This window comes from Streptomyces auratus (assembly GCF_050433025.1).
Taxonomy (GTDB): Bacteria; Actinomycetota; Actinomycetes; order Streptomycetales; family Streptomycetaceae; genus Streptomyces; species Streptomyces sioyaensis.
The window spans coordinates 1559423-1585482 of the sequence record NZ_JBNGCB010000001.1 but is presented as its reverse complement, the minus strand read 5'-3'; the positions used below and the strand labels follow the sequence as shown (position 1 = coordinate 1585482).

At 71.2% G+C, this 26060-nt stretch carries 22 protein-coding genes; 13 read left to right on the top strand and 9 right to left on the bottom strand.

The window, feature by feature from the left end:
* Window positions 1–178: 178 nt before the first annotated feature.
* The 4 genes from tatA to BKA18_RS06735 all read left to right on the top strand — a co-directional run bounded on the left by tatA (window position 179) and on the right by BKA18_RS06735 (window position 5073).
* Window positions 179–475 (top strand): Sec-independent protein translocase subunit TatA, encoded by a 297-nt coding sequence (gene tatA, locus BKA18_RS06750; protein ID WP_366045357.1) that lies wholly within the window; start codon window positions 179–181, stop codon window positions 473–475.
* Window positions 476–538: 63 nt separating this feature from the next.
* Window positions 539–1504 (top strand): twin-arginine translocase subunit TatC, encoded by a 966-nt coding sequence (tatC, locus tag BKA18_RS06745; RefSeq protein ID WP_366045356.1) that lies wholly within the window; start codon window positions 539–541, stop codon window positions 1502–1504.
* 235 nt (window positions 1505–1739) lie between these two features.
* Complete coding sequence (locus BKA18_RS06740; protein ID WP_366045355.1) at window positions 1740–4556, top strand: DEAD/DEAH box helicase; 2817 nt, start codon at window positions 1740–1742, stop codon at window positions 4554–4556.
* A 160-nt stretch (window positions 4557–4716) separates the two neighbouring features.
* A complete protein-coding gene (locus tag BKA18_RS06735; protein ID WP_366045354.1) occupies window positions 4717–5073 on the top strand; it encodes an L-rhamnose mutarotase in 357 nt (118 codons plus the stop codon).
* 18 nt (window positions 5074–5091) lie between these two features.
* Here BKA18_RS06735 and BKA18_RS06730 read toward each other — a convergent pair whose 3' ends face one another.
* The 4 genes from BKA18_RS06730 to BKA18_RS06715 all read right to left on the bottom strand — a co-directional run bounded on the left by BKA18_RS06730 (window position 5092) and on the right by BKA18_RS06715 (window position 8633).
* Window positions 5092–5826, bottom strand: a complete 735-nt coding sequence (locus BKA18_RS06730) for an SRPBCC family protein (RefSeq protein ID WP_366045353.1) — start codon at window positions 5824–5826, stop codon at window positions 5092–5094.
* A gap of 2 nt (window positions 5827–5828) precedes the next feature.
* A complete protein-coding gene (locus BKA18_RS06725; protein ID WP_366045352.1) occupies window positions 5829–6467 on the bottom strand; it encodes an ArsR/SmtB family transcription factor in 639 nt (212 codons plus the stop codon).
* A 345-nt stretch (window positions 6468–6812) separates the two neighbouring features.
* Complete coding sequence (locus tag BKA18_RS06720; RefSeq protein ID WP_366045351.1) at window positions 6813–7670, bottom strand: siderophore-interacting protein; 858 nt, start codon at window positions 7668–7670, stop codon at window positions 6813–6815.
* Between the two features lie 48 nt (window positions 7671–7718).
* Entirely contained in the window at window positions 7719–8633 is a 915-nt protein-coding gene (locus BKA18_RS06715) for a 5'-3' exonuclease (RefSeq protein WP_366045398.1), read from the bottom strand.
* A 228-nt stretch (window positions 8634–8861) separates the two neighbouring features.
* Here BKA18_RS06715 and BKA18_RS06710 point away from each other — a divergent pair, with 228 nt between their 5' ends.
* The 4 genes from BKA18_RS06710 to BKA18_RS06695 all read left to right on the top strand — a co-directional run bounded on the left by BKA18_RS06710 (window position 8862) and on the right by BKA18_RS06695 (window position 14212).
* Complete coding sequence (locus BKA18_RS06710) at window positions 8862–10085, top strand: quaternary amine ABC transporter ATP-binding protein (RefSeq protein ID WP_366045350.1); 1224 nt, start codon at window positions 8862–8864, stop codon at window positions 10083–10085.
* On the top strand, window positions 10078–12678 hold the full coding sequence (locus BKA18_RS06705) for an ABC transporter permease/substrate binding protein (RefSeq protein WP_366045349.1): 2601 nt from the start codon (window positions 10078–10080) through the stop codon (window positions 12676–12678). Before BKA18_RS06710 ends, BKA18_RS06705 begins: the two co-directional genes overlap by 8 nt.
* 289 nt (window positions 12679–12967) lie before the next feature.
* Window positions 12968–13414: a hypothetical protein gene (locus BKA18_RS06700; protein ID WP_366045348.1), complete on the top strand. Its 447-nt coding sequence runs from the start codon at window positions 12968–12970 to the stop codon at window positions 13412–13414.
* Between the two features lie 60 nt (window positions 13415–13474).
* A complete protein-coding gene (locus BKA18_RS06695; RefSeq protein ID WP_366045347.1) occupies window positions 13475–14212 on the top strand; it encodes a helical backbone metal receptor in 738 nt (245 codons plus the stop codon).
* Window positions 14213–14256: 44 nt separating this feature from the next.
* Here the strand turns inward: BKA18_RS06695 and BKA18_RS06690 are convergent, their stop codons facing one another.
* Complete coding sequence (locus tag BKA18_RS06690; protein ID WP_366045346.1) at window positions 14257–15393, bottom strand: TDT family transporter; 1137 nt, start codon at window positions 15391–15393, stop codon at window positions 14257–14259.
* Between the two features lie 99 nt (window positions 15394–15492).
* Between BKA18_RS06690 and BKA18_RS06685 the strand changes: the two genes are divergently transcribed.
* Complete coding sequence (locus BKA18_RS06685) at window positions 15493–16425, top strand: LysR family transcriptional regulator (protein ID WP_006607593.1); 933 nt, start codon at window positions 15493–15495, stop codon at window positions 16423–16425.
* Window positions 16426–16453: 28 nt separating this feature from the next.
* On the opposite strand, the gene BKA18_RS06680 is transcribed toward BKA18_RS06685, so the two are convergent.
* The 3 genes from BKA18_RS06680 to BKA18_RS06670 all read right to left on the bottom strand — a co-directional run bounded on the left by BKA18_RS06680 (window position 16454) and on the right by BKA18_RS06670 (window position 19601).
* A complete protein-coding gene (locus tag BKA18_RS06680) occupies window positions 16454–17143 on the bottom strand; it encodes a gamma-glutamyl-gamma-aminobutyrate hydrolase family protein (RefSeq protein ID WP_366045397.1) in 690 nt (229 codons plus the stop codon).
* Between the two features lie 19 nt (window positions 17144–17162).
* Window positions 17163–18602, bottom strand: coding sequence for an amino acid permease (locus BKA18_RS06675; protein ID WP_366045396.1), 1440 nt, complete (start codon window positions 18600–18602; stop codon window positions 17163–17165).
* Between the two features lie 279 nt (window positions 18603–18881).
* On the bottom strand, window positions 18882–19601 hold the full coding sequence (locus BKA18_RS06670) for a FadR/GntR family transcriptional regulator (protein WP_093482322.1): 720 nt from the start codon (window positions 19599–19601) through the stop codon (window positions 18882–18884).
* Between the two features lie 73 nt (window positions 19602–19674).
* On the opposite strand from BKA18_RS06670, the gene BKA18_RS06665 reads away from it, so the two are divergent.
* The 4 genes from BKA18_RS06665 to BKA18_RS06650 all read left to right on the top strand — a co-directional run bounded on the left by BKA18_RS06665 (window position 19675) and on the right by BKA18_RS06650 (window position 24606).
* On the top strand, window positions 19675–21042 hold the full coding sequence (locus tag BKA18_RS06665; protein ID WP_366045345.1) for a glutamine synthetase family protein: 1368 nt from the start codon (window positions 19675–19677) through the stop codon (window positions 21040–21042).
* An 11-nt stretch (window positions 21043–21053) separates the two neighbouring features.
* Window positions 21054–22430 (top strand): aldehyde dehydrogenase family protein, encoded by a 1377-nt coding sequence (locus tag BKA18_RS06660; protein ID WP_366045344.1) that lies wholly within the window; start codon window positions 21054–21056, stop codon window positions 22428–22430.
* A complete protein-coding gene (locus BKA18_RS06655; RefSeq protein WP_366045343.1) occupies window positions 22431–23216 on the top strand; it encodes a 3-oxoacyl-ACP reductase in 786 nt (261 codons plus the stop codon).
* 121 nt (window positions 23217–23337) lie between these two features.
* On the top strand, window positions 23338–24606 hold the full coding sequence (locus tag BKA18_RS06650) for an HAD family hydrolase (RefSeq protein WP_366045342.1): 1269 nt from the start codon (window positions 23338–23340) through the stop codon (window positions 24604–24606).
* Window positions 24607–24640: 34 nt separating this feature from the next.
* Here BKA18_RS06650 and BKA18_RS06645 read toward each other — a convergent pair whose 3' ends face one another.
* Window positions 24641–25891, bottom strand: coding sequence for an amino acid deaminase/aldolase (locus tag BKA18_RS06645; RefSeq protein ID WP_366045341.1), 1251 nt, complete (start codon window positions 25889–25891; stop codon window positions 24641–24643).
* Window positions 25892–26060: the final 169 nt, after the last annotated feature.

Genomic DNA, 26060 nt, shown 5'->3' with positions numbered 1-26060 from the left:
GAGGGGTACCCTGAGGCGCGGTGCGTACAGAGCGGCGGTCGAGGCAATCGGGAGGACGCACGGGCATTGCCCGGCGTTCACCACCGAACGTTACGATCGAGTGAGCACCAGGACGCCAGTCCGACCCCTATCGGCAGGCACCACAGCAGACGCCGCCCCGGCGAGAAGGTAGTCGCACATGCTCAGCAACCTGAGGCCCTCCGAGATCATTCTGATCCTCGTCGTTATTGTGCTGCTGTTCGGCGCGAAGAAGCTTCCGGACATGGCGCGTTCGCTCGGCAAGTCGGCCCGCATCCTCAAGAGCGAAGCCAAGGCGATGAAGAAGGAGAGCGAGACCGAGGGCGGTGCGGCCTCCGGCACGTCCGAGGCTTCCGACGGTGCCCAGCAGGCTCCTCGTACCATCCAGGCGGCTCCCGGTGATGTGAACAGCTCGCGCCCCGTGGCCGAGCCGCAGCACACCACCAAGCAGAGCTGACCCGAACCGATCCCGCCGGCCGGTCCGGCCGGCGACGGCTGATGCACGAGACGAGGACGTGGGTTGCCCAAGTCTGCCCGCAAGCAGGAGAAGGACCCCGAGGGGCGGATGCCGCTCGCGGCGCATCTGCGTGAGCTGCGCAACCGGTTGCTGAAATCGGTGCTCGCCGTCGGTGTGATCACCGCTGTGGCGATGTGGCAGTACGACGCGATCGCCCACTTCATCACCGGGCCGGTCATCGCTTCGGTCGGCTGCCCCGGCGGTACCGCGACCGGCGGACCGCGCACCCATCCGTGTGCGCAGGTCGTCGCCAACGGTCTGCTGGCCCCCTTCACCATCCTGCTCAAGCTGTCCCTCACGGTGGGTGTCGTCGGCGCCAGCCCGATCTGGCTCTACCAGCTCTGGGCCTTCCTCGCGCCGGGTCTGCACAGGCACGAGAAGAAGTACGCGCTGAGCTTCGTCGCCGCCGGCGTACCGCTCTTCCTCGGCGGTGCCTACCTCGCCTACGCGGTGCTGCCGACCACCGCGGGCGCCCTGGTCGGGCTGACCCCCGACGACTGGGCGAACCTGTTCCCGGCCGACGAGTTCTTCGACATCGTCACGCGCATGGTCGTGGTCTTCGGCCTGGCCTTCGAACTGCCGCTGCTCCTGGTGCTGCTCAACTTCGGCGGTGTGGTCACCGGCCGCCGGATTCTGAGCTGGTGGCGGTTCATGGTGCTGGGCATCACGATCTTCTCGGCCATCGCCACCCCGACCGGTGACCCGCTGACCATGAGTCTGCTGGCCGCGCCGATCGTGGTGCTGTACTTCGGTGCTGCCGGCATCTGCCTGTTCAACGACCGCCGCCGCAAGCTGGGCAACCCGGACGCCGACCTGGACGATGACGAGGCCTCGGAGCTGGACCTGACGCCGTCCTCGCTCGAGGAGATCGAGTCGGTCTCCTCCGGGCGGATGCTGCCCGAGCAGGCCGGCGGCGACCGGTCCGACGACGGGCCGCGGCGCCCCGGCGGCTACGACGATGTGACCTGACGCGAGTGACCTGGTGTGACGGGTCGTGACATGACGTGACATGGCGGGATTCGGGGTGACCCGGCCGGGTCCCTTGCGGCCCCCGTGCGCAGTGCGCCGGGGGCCGTTCGCGCGCCGGCGGTCGGCCGCGCCGTACGGGACGGCCGCCGGGGCGGCGTACCAGGCGCCCGCTCGGTAAAGGGCCGACATAAAGATCGCGTCGTTGTCAGAGGTGGCCGGTAGGCTCGTAGACACGATGACCGAGGACATGTCCCCTGCTGAGCGCTATGCCGCCGCCAAGCTCCGGGCGGCCGAGCAGGCCACCGCACTCGCCCCTTTCCGAGAGATGTACGACTTCGGCCTGGACCCGTTCCAGGTCGAGGCGTGCCAGGCGCTGGAGGCCGGCAAGGGCGTGCTGGTCGCGGCCCCCACTGGATCCGGCAAGACGATCGTCGGCGAATTCGCCGTCCACCTGGCCCTGGAGCAGGGCCGCAAATGCTTCTACACCACGCCCATCAAGGCGCTGTCCAACCAGAAGTACCAGGATCTGGTCAGGCGTTACGGCGCCGGCAAGGTCGGTCTGCTGACCGGCGACAACAGCGTCAACTCCGAAGCCCCGGTGGTCGTGATGACCACCGAGGTGCTGCGGAACATGCTCTATGCCGGCTCGCAGTCGCTGGTGGGCCTCGGCTATGTGGTCATGGACGAGGTGCACTACCTCTCCGACCGCTTCCGGGGCGCCGTCTGGGAAGAGGTGATCATCCATCTTCCCGAGTCGGTGACGCTGGTGTCACTGTCGGCGACGGTCTCCAACGCCGAGGAGTTCGGCGACTGGCTGGATACGGTCCGCGGCGACACCGAGGTGATCGTCTCCGAGCACCGCCCGGTGCCGCTGTGGCAGCACGTCCTCGCCGGCCGCCGGATATATGACCTGTTCGAGGAGCGGGACGGACAAAGCGGCGGGCGCCGCGAGGTCAACCCCGATCTGGAGCGGCTGGCCCGGATGGAGAACTCCCGGCCGACGTTCGGCCGGGACAAGCGCCGGGGCCGCACCATGCGCGAGGCGGACCGCGAGCGCGAGCGGCGGCAGCGTTCCCGGATCTGGACGCCGAGCCGGCCCGAGGTCATCGACCGCCTCGACAACGAGGGCCTGCTGCCCGCGATCACCTTCATCTTCAGCCGGGCCGGCTGCGAGGCGGCCGTCCAGCAGTGCCTGTATTCGGGCCTGCGCCTCAACGACCAGGAGGGCCGTGAGCAGGTCCGCCGCATAGTCGAGGCGCGGACGGCCGGGATCGCGGACGACGACCTCCATGTGCTGGGCTACTTCGAGTGGTTGGAGGGCCTGGAGCGGGGCATCGCGGCGCATCACGCCGGCATGCTGCCGACGTTCAAGGAGGTCGTCGAGGAGCTGTTCGTCAAGGGGCTGGTGAAGGCCGTCTTCGCCACCGAGACGCTGGCGCTGGGCATCAACATGCCCGCGCGGTCGGTGGTGTTGGAAAAGCTGGTGAAGTGGAACGGCGAGCAGCACGCCGACATCACCCCCGGCGAGTACACCCAGCTGACCGGCCGGGCCGGGCGCCGCGGCATCGACATCGAGGGCCATGCGGTCGTGCTGTGGCAGCGGGGGATGGATCCGGGGGCGGTCGCCGGGCTCGCCGGGACGCGTACCTATCCGCTGCGGTCCTCCTTCAAGCCGTCGTACAACATGGCGGTCAACCTCGTCTCGCAGTTCGGCCACCACCGTTCGCGGGAGCTGCTGGAGATGTCCTTCGCGCAGTTCCAGGCCGACAAGTCGGTGGTCGGCATCTCGCGGCAGGTGCAGAAGAACGAAGAGGGGCTGGCGGGCTACCGCGGCTCGATGACCTGCCACCTCGGCGACTTCGAGGAATACTCCCGGCTGCGGCGGGAGCTGAAGGACCGTGAGACGGAGCTGGCCCGGCAGGGCGCGGCCCAGCGGCGGGTGGCGGCCGCGGCGGCGCTGGAGAAGCTGAAGCCCGGTGATGTCATCCATGTGCCCACCGGCAAGTTCGCGGGTCTGGCGCTGGTCCTCGACCCCGGGATGCCCTCGGGGCGGACGAACGGCCACCGCGGCTTCGATGCGCAGGACGGCCCGCGGCCGCTGGTGCTGACCGCCGAGCGGCAGGTCAAGCGGCTGGCCTCGATCGACTTCCCGGTGCCGGTCGAGGCGCTGGACCGGATGCGCATCCCCAAGTCCTTCAACGCCCGCAGTCCGCAGTCGCGCCGCGATCTGGCGTCCGCGCTGCGCACGAAGGCCGGCCATCTCGTCCCGTCGCGGCATCGCAAGCCCCGGTCGGCGGCGGCCGACGACCGGGAGATCACCCGACTGCGTACGGCCCTGCGCGCGCACCCCTGCCATGGCTGCGACGAGCGCGAGGACCACGCCCGCTGGGCGGAGCGCTACCACCGACTGCTGCGCGACACCCGCCAGTTGGAGCGCCGCATCGAGGGCCGGACGAACACCATCGCCCGCACCTTCGACCGGATCTGCGCCCTGCTGACCGAGCTGGACTACCTCGAAGGGGACAGCGTCACCGACGAGGGCCGCCGCCTCGCCCGGCTCTACGGCGAACTGGATCTGCTGGCGAGCGAGTGTCTGCGCGAGGGCGTCTGGGAGGGGCTGGGCCCGGCGGAGCTGGCGGCCTGTGCCTCGGCGCTGGTGTACGAGGCGCGCCAGGCGGACGATGCGGTGGCGCCCAAGCTGCCGGCCGGCCAGGCCCGGGAAGCCCTGGGCGAGATGGTCCGTATCTGGGGCCGGCTGGACGCCCTGGAGGAGGACCACCGGATCAACCAGGCGGAGGGCGTCGGCCAGCGCGAACCGGACCTCGGCTTCGCCTGGGCCGCCTACCGCTGGGCCTCCGGCTTCGGGCTCGACGAGGTGCTCCGTGACGCGGAGATGCCCGCCGGTGACTTCGTCCGCTGGTGCAAGCAGCTGATCGACGTACTCGGTCAGATCGCGGCGGCGGCCCCGCCCGAGGGCACGGTGGCGCGCACGGCCCGCCGCGCCATGGACGCGGTACTGCGCGGCGTGGTGGCGTATTCGTCGGTGGGCTGAGGGGCACGGCCCGCCCGTTCCGGGCCATGCAGCGGTGCCGCGCCCCGTCCTGGAGGGGGCGCGGCACCGTTTTTCCATGCTTTGGCACCGCGGCGAGTCAACGGCACCGCGTGCGGTCGGCCGGGTGTGACGGCCGGAGCGGTGGGACAAGGATGCCGCCATGACTATGCCAAGCGACGAGGGTGCCGCCCCGGTGCGGCGCTTCGGAAAGCTCATCAGGCTGCGCCCGGAACATCGTGCGGAGTACCTGCGGCTGCATGCGGAGGTCTGGCCGGAGGTACTGGCCACGCTCACCGCGTGCCACCTCCGCAACTACTCGATCTTCCTGGAGGGCGATCTGCTGTTCTCGTACGCCGAGTACGTCGGGGACGACTACGACGCCGATATGGCCGCGATGGCCGCCGACCCCGTGACCCGGCGATGGTGGCGGCTCACCGAACCGTGCCAGGAACAGACCCGGGGAGCCGTGCCGGGGGAGTGGTGGACACCGATGCGGGAGGTCTTCCACCACGACTGAGCCGCCCAGTGCGGACGGTCAGCTCGCGGCGCCCGCCGTGTACACCCCGTCCAGCCAGCTCTGCCAGGCCCGGCCGGCCTTCTCGGCGTCGGTGTCGCCGGCGAACAGATGGAGCGTGAGGCCGACCGGCGCCTTGAAGGCGTTGCGCCCGAAGAAGCGGTACAGCCCGCCGTCGGTGCGCAGGCCGAGGAAGTGCTCGGTGCGGTAGTCGACGACCGCGTCCAGCGGGGCCGTGCCCGGCAGTTCGAGGCGCAGCCGGTCGCCCACCGCCGTGGTGGCGGCGACGCCGAGGGCGTGCAGCAGCCGCTCGAACCCGTCGGGGGTGAGCGAGGCCGCCGGTCCCTGGATGTCGGCGAAGGCGGCCTGGCGGCCGGTGAAGTACGTCAGGTACTGGCCGAGGGTGTGCAGATAGAAGTCCGTGTGCAGGGAGGCGCCGTCGTACTGGCCGTCCCAGTCGTCGTCGCTCAGCACGCCGCTGTGGACGTACCGCAGTACGGCGGTGCCGCCGTCGCGGGCCTCGATGACGTACTCCAGCGCGTTGAACCAGCCGTCCTCGCCGTCCATCCGGACCTCGAAGCGGTGCGGCGGCTCCCAGACGGTGACCGCGTCGTCCTCGGCGTCGCTGCCCCCGACGGCGGCGACCTTCTCCTTGGGGAACATCCACGCCCCCGTACCGGTGGTGACGGCCGCGAAGACGTCTTCGGGGGCGGCCGGCAGCACGACCTCCCGGCGGATCTCGAACTCTCTGGGCATGGCTACTCCTCGGTCGGTGCGGTGGGCCCGTGCGCCGGGGCCGGTGCGGGCTCGTCGGCGTCGCGGGTGATGCTGGGGTGCAGGGCGACGATCAGCCGGTGCTTGCGACCGCCCGCCGCGCTTTCGTCGTGGTACTTCGCGACGAGGTGGTGCACGGTCGCGCCGAGCTCCTCGGCGAAGGCGGCCCGGTCGGCGGCCGAGGCGAACCGGATCTCACCGTCGACGGCGAAGGTCGCCAGCCGTTGCCGCGCCTTCGTCGAGCGCGCGATGAGCTCGCCCACCTCGCGTACCAGCCGGGCCGCGAGGGCCAGCAGCCAGCGGGCGGAGAGCTGGTCCGGCGCCCGGCCGGGGTCGGGTGCGACCGCGGCCAGCGCGGCGGGGGAGATCACATAGGACGCGGCCGTCGCCTGCACGATCCGCTCCGTCACATTGCCCTTGCGGCGCTCCTCGACCAGCTCGACCAGGCCGTGCCGCTCCAGGGCTCGCAGGTGGTAGTTGACCTTCTGCCGGGACAGGCCGACCTGCGCGGCCAGCGTCGTCGCCGAACCCGGCACGGCGAGCACGGCCAGCAGCCGGGCCCGCACCGGATCGAGCGAGACACCGGCGGCGGCCGGATCGTCGATCACTGCTACATCGATCACCCCACCAGAATGTGACCGAAAATCTTTGTTGTCAAGGAAGGGGATGTTGTCGGAGGGGGGAGTGGGGGGGGCGGTGAGGGGCGGCGACCTGGTGGTGGCGATACGGGCGGCGATGGGCAGGAGGGATGGCTGCGCCACAGTCCCGGATGGCCGCGTCACGGTCCCGGATGGCCGCGCCACGGTCCCGGATGGCCGCGCCACAGTCCGGATGGCCGCGCCACGAGTCAGGAACGGCACGCCAAAGGCCCGGAGCCAACGTCGAGTTGCTCCGGGCCCATGGATGAGCAATTGGCCCACACCTGCGCCCGCGGGGGCCACGTCGTAGCGGGGCTGCCGCCCCATGGTTCAGGAGGCTGTGGCCGCCGGGGACTCCTGCTCGGCCTCGACCTGCTGGTTCCAGTCCCGCTTGGAAGCCTGCCAGCCGTCCTCGTCATGGCCGGCGCGCCAGTAGCCGGAGATGGACAGTGCCTCGCGGGGGACGTTCCGCTCGACGCGGAGCAGCCGGCGCAGCTCCTTCACGAAGCCGGCCTCGCCGTGCACGAACGCCTGGACCGCACCGGCCGGGAACTCCAACTCACTGACGGCCGCGACCAGTTCGCGGCCGACGGGGGCGTCGCCGCGGTACAGCCAGTGGATCTCGGCGCTCGCCGGGGCGGCCAGCTCCTGGCGCTCCTGCGGGCCCGCCACCTCGATGAAGGCGTGCACCGGCACCCCCGAGGGCATCCGGGCGAGCGAGGCCGCGATGGCCGGCAGGGCGCTCTCGTCGCCCGCCAGGAGATGCCAGTCGGCGTCGCCGTCCGGGACGTAGGCGCCGCCGGGACCGAGGAACAGGATCTCGTCGCCCGGCTGGGCCGCGGCCGCCCACGGCCCGGCCAGGCCCTCGTCGCCGTGCACCACGAAATCCACGGTCAGTTCACGGCTGCCGGCATCCCAGGCGCGGACGGTGTACGTACGGGTCCTGGGCCACCGGTCGCGCGGGAAGTCGGCGCGGATCTGCGCGATGTCGAACGGCTCGGGGTACTGCACGCCGGGCACCGGGAAGAGCAGCTTGATGTAGTGGTCGGAGAACTCGCCCGCGGTGAACTCCGCCGGCTCCTCACCCCCCAGCACCACGCGAACCATGTGCGGGGTGAGCCGCTCCGTGCGCTGGACCCGGGCGCGGTGCACGGTGGGCTTCTTGCGGGACGGACGCTCTGCAGCCACGGCGGTCTCCCCTGACGCGTGATGGTTAGGTTTACCTAACCTAACAGGTTACCGGCGAAGTGTGACGAGCAGCCGCTGCAGCGCCCCGCCCAGACCCCACTGTGCGGCGAGCGCCTCCAGCCGCTCGGGGTCGGCCGGTTCGGCCGGGAGGCTGTGGTCGACGGCGGGGACGGGCACGTCGGTGGCCACCTTCACGACCTTCGGGGCGACCGCCAGGTACGGGCCGGCCTCCAGCAGCCGGGTGCGCTGGGCGGGGGTCACCTTCGAGGACGGGTCGGCGGCGGCGGCCAGGATGCCCGCCAGGTCTCCGTAGGCGTCCAGCAGCTTGGCGGCGGTCTTCTCGCCGATGCCCGGTACGCCGGGCAGGCCGTCGCTGGGGTCGCCGCGCAGCAGCGCCAGATCGGCGTAACCGGGGCCGTCCACGCCGTACTTCGCGCGCAGCAGCGCCTCGTCCGTGAGCTGCAGGGTGCCGACGCCCTTGAGCGGATACAGGATGCGGATACCGCGCCGGTCGTCGACGAGCTGGAAGAGGTCGCGGTCGCCGGTGACGATGTCCACCGGGCCCTTCGCCTGGGCAGTCAGGGTGCCGATGACGTCGTCGGCCTCGTAGCCGGCCGCTCCGATACGGGCGATGCCCAGGGCGTCCAGGACGTCCTCGATGACCGGGACCTGCGGCGAGAGGGTGTCGGGGATCTCCTCCTCGTCGGGCTCCGCGGACCCGGCGGGGGCCTCCTCGGCGACCCGGTGCGCCTTGTACGAGGGGATCAGATCGACCCGCCACTGCGGGCGCCAGTCGAAGTCCATGCAGGCGACCAGGTCATCGGGGTGGTGGTCCTGGACGAGTCGGGCGATGAAGTCCAGCAGTCCGCGGACCGCGTTCACGGGAGTGCCGTCCGGGGCCCTGACCGATTCCGGTACCCCGAAATAGGCGCGGAAGTAGAGCGAGGCGGTGTCGAGGAGCATCAGGCGTCGAGTCACATCCCGCATGATGCCGTATGCCCCATACGCCACACAGATGTGATCTAAAACACCGCCGTGTTTGGGACAGATAAAGGCGGGCAGGCGCGCACGCGGAGCTAAACCGGTAGCGGATTCAAGTATTCCACCGGTAAAGGCGGGCCGACCCCGTGTCGCTCCACGACCTGTCCATGGGGGTGACAGGTCGTTTCTCATGCGACAAGAGAGGCATATGTGGCCAGGCTGCAAGCCGAGCACCTGTACAAAGTGTTCGGCAGAAGACCCGAGGAAGCGGTCCGCAGGCTCCGGGACGGTGCCGGCCGCGAGGAACTGCGGGACGAAGGCACCACAGCGGCGGTGATCGACGCCTCGATCGAGGTGGACGAGGGCCAGATCTTCGTCGTCATGGGCCTGTCCGGATCCGGCAAGTCCACGCTGCTGCGCACCCTCAACGGGCTGTTGGAGCCCACCGCGGGAACCGTACGGTTCGACGGCCAGGACCTCACGTCGCTCAGCGACAAGGAGCTGCGCAAGGTCCGCTCCGAGAAGATCTCCATGGTCTTCCAGCACTTCGCGCTCTTCCCGCACCGCAGTGTGCTGGAGAACGCCGCCTACGGCCTCGACGTGCAGGGCGTACCGCGCGCGGAGCGCACCAGGCGCGCCACCGAGGCGCTGGAACTCACCGGGCTCAAGGGCTGGGAGAAGTCCTGGCCCGACGAGCTCTCCGGCGGTATGCAGCAGCGCGTGGGCCTGGCCCGGGCGCTGGCCACCGACGCCGATCTCCTGTTGATGGACGAGTCCTTCAGCGCCCTCGACCCGCTGATCCGGCGGGACATGCAGGACCAGCTGCTGGAGCTGCAGAAGACCCTGAAGAAGACCATCGTCTTCATCACCCACGACCTCAACGAGGCGATGCGCCTCGGCGACCGGATCGCGGTGATGCGCGACGGCCGGATCGTGCAGATCGGCAGCGCCGAGGACATCCTCCTGCGGCCCGCCAACGACTATGTGGCGTCCTTCATCCAGGACGTCGACCGCAGCCGGGTGCTCACCGCCGGCGCGGTGATGGCCGAGGTCGGCACCGTATTGGGTGCTACGGCCCCCGACGGCCGGACGCTTCGCACCGCCGCGGAGTTCCGGGCCGCCGCGCCCGCGACGGTCGGTATCGACACCCCGCTCGCCGAGCTGTTCGCCCCCTGCTCGACCAGCACCGTTCCGGTCGCCGTGACCGATGCGAACGGTGAACTGGCCGGCGCCGTACCGGCCGAGCGGCTGCTCGCCGTCCTCGGCGACAGCGCGGACCGGGAGCCGGCCTCCGGCATCCCCTCCCAGGACACGGGCGCGCCCGCCACGGCGGCGCGGCTCGACAAGCAGCCCGCCACGGGCACGGCGGCGGAGGACTCCCCGGCCGCGCCCGGGGACGACGCGCCCGAGGAGGAGGTGAGCGCCGATGCCTAGGATCCCGATAGGCAGCTGGGCCGAGCACGCGGTCAACTGGCTGCGCGACCACCTCGACTGGCTCTTCACCCTCATCACGAAGGTGCTGAACGGCCTCTACGACGTCATTCACACGGTCCTGTCCGGGCCGCAACCGCTGCTGCTGGCCGGCATCCTCGCGGTGCTCGCCTGGTGGCTGCGCGGTCTGCCGGCCGCGCTGCTGACCTTCCTCGGCTTCGCGCTGATCGAGTCGGTCGAGCAGTGGGGCCCGACCATCGAGTCGCTCTCCCTGGTGCTGGTGGCCTGTCTGATCACCGTCGTGATCGCCGTGCCGCTCGGTATCTGGGCGGCCCGCAGCCGGGTCGTCGGCGGGGCGCTGCGCCCGGTCCTGGACCTGATGCAGACGATGCCGGCGATGGTCTACCTCATCCCCGGCATCCTCTTCTTCGGCCTGGGCGTCGTGCCCGGCATCGTCGCCACCATCGTCTTCTCCATGCCGCCCGCGGTCCGGATGACCGAGCTCGGCATCCGGCAGGTCGACGAGGAACTGGTCGAGGCGGCCGAGGCGTTCGGCACCCACCCGCGGCGCACGCTCTTCCGGGTGCAGCTGCCGCTGGCGCTGCCCACGATCATGGCCGGTATCAACCAGGTCATCATGCTGGCGCTGTCCATGGTCGTCATCGCCGGCATGGTCGGCGGCGGCGGTCTCGGCTCGTCGGTCTACAACGCGATCAGCTCAGTCGATGTGGCGCTGGGCGCCGAGGCCGGCCTCGCGGTCGTCATCCTCGCCATGTACCTGGACCGGATGACCGGCGCGCTCAACCAGCGGGTCTCCCCGCTCGGCCGGCGTGCGCTGGCCAAGGCGCAGGCGGCGCTGGGCGGGATGAAGTTCCTGCAGTGGCGGCCCGCCACCTCCGTGGCGATGGTCGGTGTGGTGGTGCTCGCGCTGCTCGCCGGCGGGATGAGCTACTTCGGCCAGTCCCACGGCAAGTCCGGCGGCGGCAACGGCCGGCCGATCAGCCTCGGTTACGTCAACTGGGACGAGGGCAAGGCCACCACCTACCTCTGGAAGGAGATCCTGGAGGAGCGGGGCTACAAGCCCAAGGTCCAGGCGCTGGAGGCCGGTCCGCTGTTCGCCGGGCAGGCCCGCGGTGACATCGACGTCCAGACCAACGCCTGGCTGCCGACCACCCACGCCTCGTACTGGAAGAAGTACAAGGACAAGCTGGAGGACCTCGGGGCCTGGTACGACAAGACCTCGCTGGAGATCGCGGTCCCGTCGTACATGAAGGACATCAAGTCCCTCGACGACCTCAAGGGCAAGGGCGGCCAGTTCGGCGGCAAGATCACCGGTATCGAGCCGGGCGCCGGCGAGATGAAGATCCTCAAGGACAAGGTCCTCAAGGACTACGGCCTGGGCGGCGAGTACAAGGTCCAGGAGTCCAGCACCGCGTCGATGCTCAGCGAGCTGGACCGCTCGATGCACGCCAAGAAGCCGATCGCGGTCACGCTGTGGTCGCCGCACTGGGCGTACGACAAGTACAAGCTCACCAAGCTCAAGGACCCCAAGGGCTCCTTCGGCTCCGGAGACAGCCTGCATCTGCTGGGCCGCAAGGGCTTCGCCAAGGACGAGCCCCAGGTCGCCAAGTGGATGAAGAACTTCCATCTGGACGAGAAGCAGCTCACCAGCCTTGAGAACGACATCAAGAGCGCCGGTGACGGCCATGAGCAGGACGGTGTGCGCACCTGGCTCAAGAAGCACCCCGGCCTGGTCGACAAGGTCGCGCCGTCCGCGGACGCCTCCTACGCCAAGGGCAAGGACGCGGGCAAGGCCCCGAACATCGGCTACCCCGCGTGGGACGAGGGCATCGCCACCACGTACCTGTGGAAGAACGTCCTGGAAAAGCGCGGCTACCGGCCGAACATCCGTAACCTCGACGTCGGGCCGATGTGGACCGGGCTGTCCACGGGCCAGGTCGATGTGGAGACCGACGGCTGGCTCCCGGTGGCGCAGAAACAGTACTGGGACAAGTACAAGAAGGATCTCGTCGACGTCGGGCCCTGGTACGACAAGACCTCGCTGGAGATCGCGGTCCCGTCCTACGTCAAGGGTGTCAAGACCCTCGACGATCTGCGCAAGCACAAGGACGAGTTCGGCGGCAAGATCATCGGGATCGAGCCCGGCACCGGCGAGATGAAGCGCCTGAAGGACACCGTCGCCCCGGCGTACGGCCTGAAGGACTTCGACGTCACCTCGGCCGGCACCAGCGCCATGCTGACGGAGCTGGACCGGGCGTACCACAAGAAGGAGCCCATCGCCGTGGTGCTGTGGTCGCCGCACTGGGCCTACAGCAAGTACAAGCTCACCAAGCTCGCGGACCCCAAGGGCACCTGGGGCGCCAACAACCAGATCAAGACGCTCGGCAACAAGAGCTTCCCGAAGAAGTTCCCGGAGTTCGCCGGCTGGCTGAAGAACTGGAAGATGGACGCCGAGGAGCTCGGCAGCCTGGAGAAGGACATCCAGGACGCCGGCAAGGGCAACGAGAACAAGGGCGTCGAGAAGTGGATCGGTGACCATCCGGGCATCGTCGACAAGATGGCGCCGGTGAAGTAGGCGAGCGGAGCGTGCCCGGCACGCTCCCGCAGTGGGCCCCGTCCCCGGCAATGGCCGGGCGGCGGGGCCCGTCGCATGGGCGCCCGTGCCGGGTGACCCGTTCGGCGGCCGCCGCCGGTCCCAAACGCGGCCGGTACGGCGAGATCTCCGGACGGCTCACCTGACCGGCCGCGTTTGCTGCGCGGCGCTACGGGCCAGGTGATTCGCTCTGGTATATGACGGTATTTCCTTGGCGGTCGCCGTGGTCTGCCCACGGCCGCAGCGGTCGCGGACGCCGAAGGAGAGGATCGTGAAGCCTGCGCACACCGCCGCTGCCGCCCTGATCGGCGTCGCCGTCCTGGGCCTCGCCGCGCCCGCCGCGTCAGCCCATGTCGAGCCGGATCCCATGGTGGCCGGCCAGCGGGTGCGCATCAGCGACGGCAGCCGGTGTGCGCCGGCCACCGGGGCGCGGGTGGCCTCGCCGCTGTTCGGGTCGGTCGTGCTGCGGCCGGGGCCCCGAGGGATGGCCGCCGATGTCCAGGTCGCCGAGGGGACGGCACCAGGCCGCTACCCGGTCACCGTCGAATGCGGGCCGGGCCGGGAGAGATTCACCGAGACCGTCACCGTGCGGGACGGCCGGGTCGAGGGGGTCGACGCCGGTCAGGCGGTCGGCGGTCTGGCGCTGTTCGCCCTGGCCGGGGGCGCGGCGTACTGGCTCCGCCGCACGGCCAACGGGCGCTCCCCGGGGACGGGTTGACCGGCGGATGCCGGGCGGCGGTCCGCGGCCGGGCCGGGGGCGGGCGCGTACCGTGGGCGGATGACCGGTCCTCGTTCCCCCCGGCGCGTGGTGTCCCTGGTGCCCTCCCTCACCGAGGCGGTGGCCGCCTGCGCGCCTGAGCTGCTGGTCGGGGCCACCGACTGGTGCAGCCACCCCGCCGGGCTCGACGTCACCCGTATCGGCGGCACCAAGAATCCCGACCTCGGCGCGATCGCCGCGCTGGCTCCCGGGCTCGTCCTCGCCAACGAGGAGGAGAACCGTCCGCAGGACCTGGCCGCGCTCCGCGCCGCGGGGACGGACGTCCTGGTCACCGAGGTGCGGACGCTGGACCAGGCGTGGCGGGAGCTGACCCGGGTGCTGGTGGACGGCTGCGGGCTGCCCCGGCCCGGGTGGCTGGCGGCCGCCGAGGCCGCCTGGCGGGAGCTGCCGGTCCCGTCCACGGAGCGCACGGCGGTGGTGCCCGTCTGGCGCCGGCCGTGGAGGGTGCTGGGCCGGGACACCTTCGCCGGCGACCTCCTCGCCCGGCTCGGCGTACGCAACCGGTACGCGGGCCACGCCGACCGCTACCCACGGATCCCGTTGGCGGAGCTCCACACCGCCGGCGCCGAGCTCGTCGTGCTGCCCGACGAGCCGTACCGCTTCACCGCCGAGGACGGTCCCGAGGCGTTTCCCGCGCTGCCCGCGGCGCTGGTGAGCGGCCGGCATCTGACCTGGTACGGGCCGTCGCTGGCGGAGGCCCCGGCGGTGCTGGCCGAGGCGCTGGCCACGGCTCGCTGACCGACGGGCGGACGGCGGCTACGGGACCGCCGGGCGGACGGCGGCTACGGGGTGACCGGCCGGGGCGGCGCCAGCAGATGTCCGCGGGCCAGCCCGAGCGCGGTGCGGGTGAAGGCCACCGCCACCGCCGTGACGAGCAGCGCGTAGAGGGCCACCGCGAGCCCGTCGAAGGCGCCCAGCCCGGTCTGCCGGGCAAGCCCCGCCGCCCCCGTGACACAGGTCCCCAGCGGGAAGGTGAAGCCCCACCAGGTCATCGCGAAACCCATGCCGTCGCGGAAGGCGCGGACCACCATCGCCGTCGCGAGCGCGAGCCAGAGCAGGGCGAAGCCCATCACCGGGACGCCGTAGAGCACCGCGAACGCGCCCATCGCGGGCGCCAGGGAGGCGTCCACGACTCCGGGCGCGACATGGGCGAGGTTGGTCACGGCGGTGGTGGACTGGCCCAGCGGGCCCAGGACGAGGAACAGCGTGGGGGTCAGGGCGAGCGGGAGCGGGCCGTGATGGATCAGCCGGGACAGCACGAGCGGCAGCACGAGCAGCGTGGCCAGCAGGGACATGCCGAACAGCGCGTAGCAGGCGAACAGCAGGGTCCGCTGCCACGGGCCGGCCGGCAGATACGGCACCAGCGCCGGGCCCAGCGCCGCCGAGACCATGGGCGCGACCAGCGGCAGCAGCCAGACGGGGGAGGCGCTGCCGGGGTCGATGCGGTGCCGGGTCACCATCAGATACGGGATCGCCGCGGCCGCCGCGAGGCCGACGAGGGTGCCCAGGCTCCACAGGACGGCGTCCGCGGCGAGGGCGGCGGGTGCGCCGATGACCTCCCGGCCCACGGTCAGCGTGCCGCCGCCCACCGCCAGCAGCGCCATCGCCGTACAGCCGTAGAAGGGGGCGACCGCGGGGTCCAGCAGATGGCGGCGCGCCTGGTCCCCGTGGCGGGCCCAGTGCACACCCCGGGCGGCCAGCAGGGTCAGCAGCATCAGCGCCGACAGCGCCCAGACGGCCTGGTACGCGAGGTGGGGACCGGCCGCGGTGAACGGCAGGGCCGCACCGGCGTTGGCGACGATCGCGGTCCCCATGACGGCGGCGTACCAGTTGGGCCCGAGATGGCGGACCGAGCCCTTGGGAGCGGGTGTGCCGGTTCCGGTGCCGGCGCGGGAAGGTGCGTGCACGAGGGTTGCCATGGCATACAGCGTCGGTGCCCGGCTCCGGCGCCACCAGGGGCGTTGCGTCTATGAGGGCATAAGCTGGGGTTATGTGCAGGGTCGTGTCTGGGGGAGTCGATGGGTGAGGAGGCCGAGCCCGGTGCCGTGTCGCTGGCACACCGGGTCCCGGATCTCGGTGCGCTGGAGCTGCTGCTCGCCGTCGCCCGGCTCGGCAGTCTGGGGCGGGCCGCCCGTGCGCGCGGGATCAGCCAGCCCGCCGCCAGCAGCCGGATCCGGTCCATGGAGCGGCAGTTGGGGGTGGCGCTGGTCGAACGCTCGCCGCGCGGCTCCCGGCTGACGGACGCCGGTGCGCTGGTGACGGACTGGGCGCGGCGGGTGGTCGAGGCGGCCGAGGCCTTCGACGCGGGGGCGCAGGCGCTGCGCGGCCGCCGCGATTCCCGGCTGCGGGTCGCGGCCAGCATGACGATCGCCGAGTACCTGCTGCCGGGGTGGCTGATCGCCCTGCGCGCCCAGCGGCCCGGGACCGCCGTCTCGCTGCTCGCCGGCAATTCCAGCGCGGTCGCCGAGCGGCTGCTGACCGGCGCGGCCGACCTCGGATTCGTGGAGGGGCTGCAGGTGCCGGAGGGGCTGGACGGGACGGTCATCGGGCACGACCGGCTGATCGTGGTCGCCGCCCCGTCCCACCCCTGGACCCGGCGCCGTACGGAGCTGACCGCCGCCGAACTCGCGGCCACCCCGCTGATCCTGCGCGAGCGCGGCTCAGGGACCCGGCAGGTGCTGGATGCGGCGCTGGCCCGCCATGGCGGACTGGCCGCACCGCTCCTCGAACTCGCCTCCACCACCGCCGTGAAGGCGGCGGTGGTGAGCGAGGCGGCACCCTCCGTCCTGAGTGAACTCGCCGTCGGCGAGGAGCTGACCGCGCGCCGGCTGGTGGAGATTCCGGTGCACGGGCTGCGGCTGGGCCGTGAGCTGCGTGCCGTGTGGCCGGCCGGTCAGCGCCCGGTGGGCCCGGCCCGCCAGCTGCTGGGACTGACCCGCGGGACGGCCTGAGCGGCGGCCGCCCCCGCGGGCCGCATGGTCACTCCTCGGCGGCCGCCCCGCTCGCCGCCACGAGGGCTTCCATCACCCGGGTGTCGTCGCCCGCCTCCGGGTGCCACTGCACCGCCAGCGTGAAGCCGGGCGCGTCCGGCAGCTCCAGGGCCTCGATGGTGCCGTCCTCCGCGTAGGCCGAGACCAGCAGTCCGCGGCCGAGCCGGTCCACGGCCTGGTGGTGGTACGTCGGTACGGAGACCGGCTCGGGCAGCGTACGGTCCAGCAGCGTCCCGGGGACCGGCTTGATGTCGTGCCGTTCGAAGACCCCGGGGGCGCCGGCGTGGCCGTCGAGGTGCTGGACGAGGGTGCCGCCCAGCGCCACGTTCAGCAGCTGGAGGCCGCGGCAGATGCCCAGCAGCGGGACGCCGCCCGCCAACGCGGCCTCGATCAGGGCCAGTTCCCAGGCGTCCCGGTCCAGGGACGGCGGACCGGTGCGGGGGTGCGGCTCCGCGCCGTACCGCGCCGGTGCCACATCCGCACCGCCGGCGATCACCACCGCGTCCAGCCGGGCCACCGTCGCGGCGGCGGTCGCCGGGTCGCCCGGCGGCAGCAGCACGGGCAGCCCGCCCGAGCGCTGCACCAGCCGTGGATATCCGGCGGGCACCAGCGCGGCCGGCAGCGTCCAGACCCCCCAGCTGGCTTCCTGCTGGTAGGTGCTGATGCCGATGAGAGGCATGGACACGGATCCCGTCCCTTCAGACGTCCAGTTCGTGCTCAATGGCGGCCAGCTCCTCGGCCGAGCCCTGGACCTTCGGACCGGTGAACCACTTGCGGGCCGATACCAGCCACCAGGTTCCGGCGAAGCCGAGGACGACGAGGACGGCGAGCGGGGTGTAGTTGAAGGTGTCCGCAGTGACCGGGCTGCTCGTCGGGAGCATGAACAGGACGGAGATCACCAGGGTCCATCCGACGGCGATGGTGCCGATGACCTTGCTCCAGCGGCCGAGGTGCCACGGGCCGCGCTCGAACCGGTCGCCCTGCAGCAGGCGGAGGAAGATGGGCAGGACGTAGGCGATGTACAGGCCGATCACGGCGATCGAGGTGACGGCCGCGTACGCCGTGGTGTTCCACAGGTACGGCAGGCCCAGCAGGAAGGCGCCGCCGGCGGACAGCCAGACCGCGTTGGTCGGGGTCTTGGTCCGCTTGTTGATGCGGTGCCACAGCCGGGAGCCGGGCAGCGCGCCGTCCCGGGAGAAGGCGTAGATCATGCGCGAGTTGGCCGTGACCGACGCCATGCCGCAGAAGAACTGGGCGCCGATGGCGATCAGCAGGAGCAGCTTGCCGCCGGTGCTGCCGAGGGCGTCGATGAAGATCTGTGCCGGGGGGACGCCGGTCTTGCTGCTCAGCGCACCGTCGTAGTCCTGGATGGCGAAGGTGATGCCGACCAGCAGTATCCAGCCGGCGACCAGCGAGACGAGGATCGACATCACGATGCCGCGCGGCCCGGCCTTGGCCGCGTCGTGGGTCTCCTCGGTCATGTGCGCCGAGGCGTCGTAGCCGGTGAAGGTGTACTGCGCGAGCAGCAGTCCCAGCAGCCCGACGTAGAGGCTGGAGTGCCAGCCGGTGTTGTTGACGACGTGCGTGAAGACGAAGGAGGCGGACTGGTGCTTCGGGGGCAGGACGACCAGCGCGCCCACGATGACCAGTACTCCGAAGACGTGCCACCACACGCTGACGTTGTTGAGCAGCGAGACCAGCTTCACGCCGAGGGTGTTCAGCAGGCCGTGCGCCAGCAGGACCAGTCCGAACAGCATGATGGTGTGTGCCGGGGTGGCGGTGAAGCCGAACTGCAGGTCCAGCAGCGCGTTCAGGAAGGACGCGGCCCCGAAGTCGACGCCCGCGGTCACCGCGACCTGGCCGAGGAAGTTGAACCAGCCGGTGAACCAGGACCATGCCGGGCCGTGTGAGGGGGCCAGCTTCGCCGCCCAGTAGTACAGGCCGCCCGCGGTCGGGTAGCTGGAGCAGACCTCGGCCATGGCCAGGCCCACGAACAGGGTCATCACGCCGACCAGCGGCCAGCCCCAGGTGATCAGGGCGGGTCCGCCGGTGTTCATGCCGAAGCCGTACAGCGTCAGACAGCCGGAGAGGACCGAGATGATGCTGAACGAGACGGCGAAGTTGGAGAACGCCGACATGGAGCGGGCGAGTTCCTGAGCGTAACCGAGTTGGTGGAGGCGCTCTTCATCGCTGGACAGCTGAGGAGATTGATGTTCCTGGTCTGGGTTCGTCGCGGGCTTGTCGATGGACACAACGCCTCCGAGGGCCTCGGGAATCCGTGGCGGGTACGGCGTCCGGCGAACCGCTCCCAGCCTCGCAATAAAGGTATGGGGCGATACCTTTGCTGCCAGGGCGGCTGAGCGCAAGACCTGGACGAAAATATCTCGTGACGGTCAGGTTTCCCGAGGTGAGCGGTTTCATGACAGGAAGCCGCGCAGCAGGGCCGCCGTGCCCGCGCAGTGCTCCCGCATCACCTCGCGCGCACCGTCCGCATCGCCCTCCAGCACCGCCTCGACCAGCGCGCTGTGCTGGGTCTGGGAGTGCTCCAGGTTCCGCACCAGCAGCGGGATGCAGTCCAGCAGATCGTTCACGCTCGCCCGCACCGCCGCGTACTGCGCCGCCAGCGACGGCGAGCCGGACAGTTCGGCGAGCGTCAGATGCAGCAGGGTGTCCTGCCGGCGGTAGTCGGCCAGCGGGGCCTCCTGGGTCGCCGCGAGCGCCGCCCGCAGCCGGTCTTGCCGCACGTCGGACAGCCCGTGGGCGGCGCACAGCCCGGCCGCGCCCACCTCCAGCACCTCCCGGAAGCGCAGGGTGTCCTCGACGTCGATCTTCTCGGTCCGGCGCCGCAGCTCGGCCTCGCCCGGATTCTCCGCCCGCACCCGGACGAACGTGCCGCCGTAGCGTCCGCGCCGGCTCTCCACCAGGCCCTCGTCCTGCAGCACCTTGAGCACCTCGCGCAGGGTGACCCGGCTGATCTGCAGCCGCTCCGCCAGCTCCCGCTCCGCGGGCAGCCGCTCGCCCTGGGGGACCAGGCCGAGCCGGACGATCTGGAGTATCTGCTCCAGCGCCTCCTCGAAACCGTTGCCCGCCCGCACCGGCCGCAGCACGGGCGCCAGCCGGTCAGCCGCACCGTCCATCGATACCCCTTCCCAATCAATGGTTCGTGTGCCTACCTTATGACCTCCGGATGCAGTGACAGGAGGCAACACCGTGGCAGACCGCACGCCCCCACTCTCCGTCGAGGAGCTCAGAGTCCTCGTCGACGCCGGGGAGATCGACACTGTCGTCCTCGCCTTCACCGATATGCAAGGCCGGCTCCAGGGCAAGCGGTTCGCGGCCCGCTATTTCCTCGACACCGTCCTCGACCACGGCACGGAGGGCTGCAACTACCTCCTCGCCGTCGACGTCGACCTCAACACCGTCGAGGGCTACGCCATGTCCTCCTGGGAACGCGGCTACGGCGACTTCGCCATGCACGGTGATGTCGCCACCCTGCGCCGCATCCCCTGGAACGCCGGCACCGCCCTGATCACCGCCGACCTCGCCTGGCACGACCGCTCCCCGGTCGTCGCCTCGCCCCGGCAGATCCTGCGGCGCCAGCTCGACCGGCTGGCCGAGCGCGGCTGGAGCGCGTACGCCGGCACCGAGCTGGAGTTCATGCTCTTCAAGGACTCCTACGAGGACGCTTGGTCCCGCGGCTACCGTGAGATGAACCCCGCCAACCAATGGAACGGCGACTACTCCGTCCTCGGCACCGGCCGCGTCGAGCCCGTCCTGCGCCGGATCCGCAACGAGATGGGCGCGGCCGGGATGACCGTCGAGTCCGCCAAGGGCGAGTGCAACCTCGGCCAGCACGAGATCGTGTTCGTCTACGACGAGGCGCTCACCACCTGCGACCAGCACAGCATCTACAAGACCGGCGCCAAGGAGATCGCCGCCCAGGAGGGCATGTCGCTCACCTTCATGGCGAAGTACGACGAGCGCGAGGGCAACTCCTGTCACATCCACCTCTCGCTGCAGGACGCGGACGGCCGGCCGGTGCTGGCCGACGAGAGCGGCCCGTACGGCATGTCGAAGACCATGCAGCACTTCCTGGCGGGCCAGCTCGCCGCGATGCGTGACTTCACGCTCTTCTACGCACCCAACATCAACTCCTACAAGCGGTTCCGCCCCGGCTCCTTCGCGCCCACCGCCGTCGCCTGGGGCCCCGACAACCGCACCTGCGCCCTGCGGGTGGTCGGCCACGGCCGCGCCCACCGCCTGGAGAACCGCCTGCCCGGCGGCGATGTGAACCCCTATCTCGCGGTCGCCGGCATGGTCGCGGCCGGCCTGTACGGCATCGAGCACGAGCTGGAACTCCCCGAGGCGACGACCGGCAACGCCTACAACGGCGACGCCGCTCACGTCCCCACCACCCTGCGCGAGGCCGCCGAGCTGTGGGAGAACAGCCCGATCGCCCGCGAGGCCTTCGGCGACGAGGTCGTCGACCACTACCGCCACATGGCCCGCGTCGAGCAGGACGCCTACGACGCCGCCGTCACGGACTGGGAGCGCTTCCGCTCCTTCGAGCGCATGTAAGGAACCCGCACGTGTCCACTGGTCTGCACGAGCTGAAGATCCTCAACCCGGCGACCGAGGAGGTGGTGGCCACCGTCGCCACCACCTCCCCTGAAGAGGTCGACGCCGCGGTCCGCCGGGCCGCCGCCGCCCAGCAGTCCTGGGCCGCGGTGGCACCCGGCGACCGGGCCCGGCTGCTGCGCCGCTTCGCCGAGGTCGTCGACGCCCATATCGAGCCGCTCGCCGCGCTCGAACTCAAGGAAGCCGGCCACCCGCTGGGCAACGCCCGGTGGGAAGCGGGCAACGTCCGCGATCTGCTGCACTACGCGGCCGGGGGAGTGGAGCGCCTGAACGGCACCCAGATCCCCGTCGCGGGCGGCCTGAACATCACCGTCCAGGAACCGCTCGGCGTGGTCGCCGTCATCGCGCCCTGGAACTTCCCGATGCCGATCGCCGCCTGGGGCACCGCCCCCGCGCTCGCGGCCGGCAACGCGGTACTCCTCAAGCCCGCCGAGACCACCCCGCTCACCGCGCTCAAGCTCGCCGAACTCGCCCTGGAGGCCGGGCTGCCCGAGGGCCTCTTCCAGGTCCTGCCCGGCGAGGGCCCGGTCACCGGCACCGCGCTGGTCGACCACCCCGGCGTCGCCAAGGTCGTCTTCACCGGCTCCACCACGACCGGCCGGCAGATCGCCGCCCGCTGCGCGGCCCAGACCAAGCGGCTCACCCTCGAACTCGGCGGCAAGAGCCCCAACATCGTCTTCGCCGACGCCGATCTCGAAGCCGCCGCGGCCGCCGCCCCCGGCTCCTTCCTCGACAACACCGGCCAGGACTGCTGCGCCCGCAGCCGCATCCTCGTCCAGCGCGGCGTCTACGACCGCTTCCTGGAGCTGCTGGAGCCCCAGGTCAAGGCGTTCACCGTCGGCGACCCGGCCGATCCCGCCACCCAGATGGGCCCGCTGATCTCCGCCGCCCAGCGCGAGCGGGTACGGTCCTACGTCCCCGAGGACGCCCCGGCCGCCATCCGCGGCGAGGCGCCCGCCGGCAAGGGCTTCTGGTACCCGGCCACCGTCCTGGAGGGCCGCCCCGAGGACCGTACGGCCGTCGAGGAGATCTTCGGCCCGGTCGCCGTGGTCATGCCCTTCGAGGACGAGGCCGACGCGGTCCGGATCGCCAACACCACCGACTACGGCCTGTCCGGCTCGTTGTGGACGCGTGACGTCGGCCGCGCACTGCGGGTCTCGCGCGGTGTGGCGGCCGGCAACCTCTCCGTCAACTCCCACAGCAGCGTGCGGTATTGGACCCCCTTCGGCGGGTTCAAGCAGTCCGGCCTCGGCCGTGAACTGGGACCGGACGCGCTCACCGCCTTCACCGAGACCAAGAACATCTTCATCAGCACAGAGGAGCGCTAAGTGACCGACCAGACCGCAGTGTGCCGCCGCCTCGTCGGCCGTACCGCCGTGATCACGGGAGCCGGCAGCGGCATCGGCCTGGCCACCGCCCGCCGACTGGCCTCCGAGGGCGCCCACATCGTCTGCGCCGACATCGACGAGGTGGCGGGCAAGGCCGCCGCCGAAGAGGTCGGCGGCCTCTACGTCCAGGTCGATGTGACCGACTCCGATCAGGTGGAGGCGCTCTACAAGACCGCCTTCGACACCTACGGCTCGGTGGACATCGCCTTCAACAACGCCGGCATCTCGCCGCCCGACGACGACTCGATCCTCACCACCGGCCTGGACGCCTGGAAGCGCGTCCAGGAGGTCAACCTGACCTCGGTCTACCTCTGCTGCAAGCACGCACTGCCCTACATGCAGCGCCAGGGCAGGGGATCCATCATCAACACCGCGTCCTTCGTGGCCGTCATGGGCGCCGCCACCTCCCAGATCAGCTACACCGCCTCCAAGGGCGGCGTGCTGTCGATGTCCCGTGAACTGGGCGTGCAGTTCGCCCGCGAGGGCATCCGGGTCAACGCGCTGTGCCCCGGGCCGGTCAACACCCCGCTGCTCAAGGAGCTGTTCGCCAAGGACCCCGAGCGCGCCGCGCGCCGCCTGGTGCACGTCCCGGTCGGCCGGTTCGCCGAGCCCGAGGAGATCGCCTCCGCGGTCGCCTTCCTCGCCAGCGACGACTCCTCGTTCGTCAACGCCGCCGAATTCCTGGTCGACGGAGGCATCGCGGGCGCGTACGTCACCCCGGTGTAACCACTCGTTGTTCACCTCCACTTCCGCGCCATGGCGGCTGGGCTTCGCACCACGCCCGGCCGCCATGCGCTAGCCTCCGCCTTCGATTCTTCGTTCGACAGGTTCGACAGGAGTGTGTTCCATGCTCACCAAACGTCGCTGGCTGGCAGCAGGTGCCGCCCTCGCGGTCGTGGGAGGCGGCGTCGCGTCCGCCCAGACGGCCACGGCGGGCCCGGCACCGCGTCAGTGCCCCACCCTCCATGTCACCAAGGGCTGGTACGGCGACAACCGTGCCAAGCTGCAGAAAATGATCGATGAGCAGGGCAGCTGCTCCGGCTCCGACGGCGCGCGCCCGGTCGCGACCTTCGACTGGGACAACACCGTCGTCAAGAACGACATCTCCGACGCCACGCTGGCCTGGATGCTGCTGCACGACAAGGTGCTGCGCCCCGCCAGCTGGAAGGCCACCAACAAGTGGCTGACCGACGACGCGGCCACCGCGCTCACCAAGGCCTGCGGCACCTCCGTACCGGCCGGCCACCCGCTGCCGACCTCGACCGACACCGGCTGCACCGACGAGATCCTCGACGTCTACAACGACGAGAAGACCTCCGGCGGCAAGCCCGCGTTCGAGGGGGAGTGGAACCACCGGCGTACGGTGCCCTCCTACGTCTGGATCACCCAGCTGTTCGCCGGGCACAGTCCGGACGCCCTGACCTCGTACGCCGCCAAGGCGCGCAAGCAGAACCTCGCCGCGCCGATCGGTACGGAGCAGACGGTCGGCACGCACAAGTGGGCCGGATACATCCGCTACTACGAGCAGCAGCGCGACCTCATCGGCACCCTCAAGAAGGCCGGCTTCGACGTCTACATCGTCTCGGCGTCCGCCGAGCCGCTGGTGCGCGCCTGGGCGCCCGGTGTGGGCATCGACCGTGACCACATCGTCGGCATCCGCAACATCGTCCGCGACGGCCGGCTCACCACCGGTGTCCAGGGCTGCGGTGACGTCAAGGACACCAACGGCGAGGTCCTGACGTACATGGACGGCAAGCGCTGCTGGATCAACCAGGAGATCTTCCACGTCAAGGGCGCCAAGGCCTGGCAGCAGCAGGACCCGGCGCACCGTGCCGCCTTCGCGGCGGGCGACGCCGAGACCGATGTGACGTTCGTCGGCGATGCCACCGCCGGCCACCTGGCCATCAACCGCAACAAGACCGAGCTGATGTGCCGGGCGTACGACAACAGCGACCACCGCTGGATCATCAACCCGATGTTCATCGAGCCGAAGAAGCGCAAGACCGACCCGTACCCGTGCTCGACCGCCGGCTCCGTCCAGCCGGACGGCACCCTCGCCCCGATTCACCGCCCCGACGGCTCGGTGATCCCGGACCAGCAGGACACGGTGTACTGAGCCACCGGCTCCGTACGGGGGAGGGCCGCACCGGTCAGAGAAAGGTGCGGCCCTCCCCGCGGTACGTCGGGACCGTGTCCACCACCCGATCACCCTCGATCAGGTGCAACTCGCCGAACCGCTCGCACAGTTCACCGGCCTTGGCGTGCCGGAACCACACCTTGTCGCCCAACCGCAGCCCGTCGGCGGCCGGCCCCAGCAGCGGCGTCTGCACCTCGCCGGGGCCCTCCTGCGGGTCGTAGCGCAGCCCGGCCGGCAGATACGGCACCGGCAGCCGGTCCGCGCCCGCCGCCCCCGACGCCGGATAGCCGCCGCCCAGCACCGTCACCACCCCCGGGCCGGGCCGGCGTACCACCGGCTGGGCGAACAGCGCCGCCGGACGCCCGCTGAACGAGCGGAAGTTGTCGAACAGCCGCGGTACGTACAGCCCGGATCCGGCCGCGATCTCGGTGACCGCCGCCTCCGCTGCGGTGTGCTGCACACTGCCGGTCCCGCCGCCGTTGACGAACTCCAGCCGCGGTGCCACCGCCCGCACCGCCCGTACGGCCTCCCAGCGCCGCCGCGCCAGCTCCTTGCGGGCCGCCGCCTGCATCACCCGGACCGTCCGCGAGAACACCGGCTTGCCGGCGACCTCGTCGCCCACCCCCGCCAGATGCCCCTCGTACGCCATCAGCCCCACCAGCCGGAACCCGGGGCGGCGGGCCACCGCCCGGGCCAGCGCGGCCAGTTGGGCCGGCTCACGCAGCGGAGAGCGGCGCGCGCCGACCCGTACCTTTCCGCCCAGCAGCCGGAAGGAGGTGTCCAGCTCCAGGCACACCCGCACCTCCGCGCCGCCGCGCGCACCGTCCGGGCGGGCCGCGTCGATCAGATCCAGCTGCGCCGGGTCGTCGACCATCACCGTCACCGCGGCGGCCAGCTGCGGTGCGGCGGTCAGCTCGGCCAGCCCCGCCCGGTCCGCCGTCGGATACGCCAGCAGGATGTCGCCGAAGCCCGAACGCGCCAGCCACAGCGACTCGGCCAGCGTGAAACTCATGATCCCCGCGAAGCCCTCCCGGGCCAGTACCCGCTCCAGCAGCGCCCGGCAGCGCACCGACTTGCTCGCCACCCGGATCGGCTTCCCCTTGGAGCGGCGCACCAGATCGGCGGCGTTGGCGTCGAAGGCCTGCAGGTCGACGACGGCCAGCGGGGCGTCGAGGTGTGCGGTGGCCCGGTCGAACGGGGTCTCCCCGTCGAGAGCCGGGGGGCGGGCCCGGTCGCCGTGCGTGTCGGCAGTCTGCGGTGACATGGCCGCAGCCTGCCAGAACTGCCTACCACGGGGTAAGGGGAGAGATGGCCACAGAGCGGACAGGGGTTGGAGCACGGACACCGCCAGCCCTTAGAGTGGCTCGACACCGCAACCAGCAGGTCAGCGGGTGTTGTCCGGATACGAACCACCGTGCCCCGATTCCGGATCG